This is a genomic window from Enterobacter sp. CM29, assembly GCF_013179605.1.
GTDB lineage: Bacteria > Pseudomonadota > Gammaproteobacteria > Enterobacterales > Enterobacteriaceae > Enterobacter > Enterobacter intestinihominis.
The window spans coordinates 1-3041 of record NZ_JABMCU010000299.1; the positions used below are offsets into that span (position 1 = coordinate 1).

General features: G+C 53.7%; 2 protein-coding genes and 1 pseudogene. 1 reads left to right on the plus strand and 2 read right to left on the minus strand.

Features of this window, described 5'->3' with window-relative positions; all coding sequences use genetic code 11:
- A partial coding sequence (locus HP459_RS22155) for a dihydroxy-acid dehydratase (RefSeq protein WP_171936849.1) occupies positions 1-575 on the minus strand: 575 nt, incomplete at its 3' end.
- Between the two features lie 234 nt (positions 576-809).
- The gene (zwf, locus tag HP459_RS22160; RefSeq protein WP_022648481.1) at positions 810-2285 is read right to left on the minus strand and encodes a glucose-6-phosphate dehydrogenase; all 1476 of its coding nucleotides are present in this window, start codon (positions 2283-2285) and stop codon (positions 810-812) included.
- Positions 2286-2639: 354 nt separating this feature from the next.
- Between zwf and HP459_RS22165 the strand changes: the two are divergent.
- Positions 2640-3041, plus strand: a pseudogene (locus HP459_RS22165) (transcriptional regulator HexR); the annotation flags it as partial.

A 3041-nucleotide genomic window follows, 5' to 3' on the forward strand; every position in this document is an offset into this window, starting at 1 on the left:
CGGACTTTTTCCTTGTTTGGCAGACCGCTTGCCATCGGGCCTGACGGCACAAAAATCGCTGGCAGATGGCCAAACGACAGCGCGGCCATCACCAGCCCCGGGACGATTTTGTCGCATACGCCCAGGTAGAGCGCGCCATCAAACATATTGTGAGAGAGGCCCACTGCCGCCGACATGGCGATCACTTCGCGGCTCAACAGAGACAGCTCCATACCGTCCTGTCCCTGAGTCACGCCATCACACATGGCCGGCACGCCGCCTGCAACCTGGCCCACCGCGTTCACGCTGTGCAGCGCATTGCGGATGATAGACGGGTAAACCTCATACGGCTGGTGGGCTGAAAGCATGTCGTTATAGGAGGTAATGATGGCGATATTGTTACGCAGCATGCTTTTCAGCGCGTCTTTATCACCAGGCTGGCAGGCGGCAAAGCCGTGGGCCAGATTCCCGCAGGCCAGCTGTGAGCGATGGACCGTTTCACTCTTCGCCTGTTCGATGCGGGCAAGGTAGGCAGCACGGGTCTCTTTCGAGCGTTCAACGATGCGTTGTGTTACGCGTAACAATGTCGGATTCATAAAAGCTCCTCTAATTTATCTGTCCAGGCTCGGGAGTTTACACAGTTTCTGACGGTTGTTAACAACGCTGAAACGCCTGATATCCGGAGCACAGGGGCAAAATGTCTGAAGGGAGTGTAATAAAAAAAGCTCCGCGGGTGAATCCACGCGGAGCTTAAAAGATTAAAAATTATGCCACTTGCTGTGTTAGATCATGTTACCGGTAAAATAACACCTTTGGGCTAGAGATGGGGGTTATTCAAACTCGTTCCAGGAGCGGCCATCACGGGTGATCATCGCAACGGAGGCGACAGGTCCCCATGTTCCCGCCTGATACGGTTTTGGCGCGTCCTGGTCGGCTGCCCACGCTTCGGTGATTGAGTCCACCCACTTCCACGCCTCTTCCACTTCATCGCGGCGGACGAACAGCGCCTGGATACCACGCATGGTTTCCAGCAGCAGACGCTCGTAAGCATCGGCCAGATGCGTCTGGTTGAAAGTTTCAGAGTAACTCAGGTCGAGCTTGGTGGTTTGCAGGTTGTGTTTGTGATCAAGACCCGGCACTTTGTTCAGGATCTGAATATCCACACCCTCATCCGGTTGCAGACGAATAGTCAGTTTGTTCTGCGGCAGTTCCTGCCAGGATTCTTTGAACAGGTTCAGTTCCGGATTTTTGAAGTAGACCACCACTTCGGAGCATTTTGCCGGCAGACGTTTCCCGGTACGCAGGTAGAACGGCACGCCGGCCCAGCGCCAGTCGTCGATATCCACGCGGATCGCCACAAACGTCTCGGTGTTGCTGGACTTGTTCGCGCCCTCTTCTTCCAGATAGCCAGGGACTTTTTTCCCCTGGGCAAAACCTGCGGTGTACTGGCCGCGCACGGTTTTCTCACGCACGTTGGAGCGGTCAATACGGCGCAGTGATTTCAGCACTTTCACTTTGGCGTCACGAATGCTGTCGGCCGTCAGATCTGACGGTGGAGACATGGCAATCATGCACAGAATTTGCAGCAGGTGGTTCTGGATCATGTCACGCATCTGGCCGGCCTGGTCGAAGTAGCCCCAGCGGCCTTCGATGCCCACCTCTTCCGCCACGGTAATTTCCACGTGGTCGATAGTGCGGTTGTCCCAGTTGTTCACAAACAGGGAGTTGGCAAAACGCAGCGCCAGCAGGTTCAGAACCGTCTCTTTACCCAGATAGTGGTCAATACGGTAAACCTGACACTCCTCAAAGAACTCGCCCACCTGGTCGTTGATTTCACGCGAGGTTGCCAGCGACGTACCCAGCGGCTTCTCCATCACCACGCGCGCCGGTTTGGCGTTCAGCTTCGCTTCGCCCAGACCTTTGCAGATGGCGCCGAAGGTGCTTGGCGGCATGGCGAAATAGTTAATGGTGACGCGATTTTCCTGGTCCAGCATTTCACCCAGACGGGTAAAGGCGCTTACATCGTTGACGTCCAGATTGCAGAAATCGAGACGCCCGCTCAGCTTATCCCAAAGGCTTTCATCGATTTTCTCTTTCATGAAGGTTTCGAGCGCCTCGCGCACGACTTTGGTATAAGCCTCCTTATCCCAGTCGGCGCGCCCTACCCCAAGGATTCGGGTATCGGGATGGATCTGGCCCGCTTTTTCGAGCTGATACAGGGAAGGCAGCAATTTTCGGCGTGCAAGATCGCCTTTCGCGCCGAAAATGACCAGGTCACATGCCTGGGCTGTTTGCGTTACCGCCATGTCATTCTCCTCAGTTAGATCTCCTGGTACTCTGCCAGGTATCGTTGTAATTTTATTACAATGCACTGTACTGCTTTTACGCGTTTCCTGAAACCATTAGCGCTTAACGTCACGTGCGATACGGTGATTTTTCGTCGCCGGTGCCATAATGCCCGTCTGGTGACGCAACTAATGTCGATTCTTTGCGCAACAGGGTCAGAGCAAAACCCGACGTCGATCAAGTAATGAAAAAAAACAACAACATTTCTTGTCGACGATTACCCTTTCGGGTGTCCCGGGGGTAATATCGGCTAAATCGAATCAAGGTTTCATCTCTATGAAATCGTTTATGCCCTCACGAGCGTCTTGTTAACAATGAACATGCTGGAAAAAATCCAGTTTCAACTGGAACACCTTAGCAAATCCGAGCGCAAAGTGGCTGAAGTTATTCTCGCCGCGCCCGCTCAGGCGATTCATTCAAGCATCGCCGCTCTGGCACAGGAATCGGGCGTCAGCGAACCGACGGTCAATCGATTCTGTCGTAGTCTGGACACCCGCGGCTTTCCTGATTTTAAACTGCATCTGGCACAAAGTCTGGCAAACGGTACCCCGTATGTTAATCGCAATGTAGATGAAGACGACAGCGTTGATGCTTACACCGCAAAAATATTTGAATCGGCAATGGCCACGCTCGACCATGTTCGCCAGTCTCTGGACATGAGTTCAGTGAATCGCGCGGTCGATCTTCTCACGCAGGCCAAACGGATCGCCTTCTTT

What these genes read in the sequence shown, in the direction of transcription:
- zwf (WP_022648481.1), bottom strand. Translation starts at nt 2,285, where the DNA reads ATGGCGGTAACGCAAACAGCCCAGGCATGTGACCTGGTCATTTTCGGC.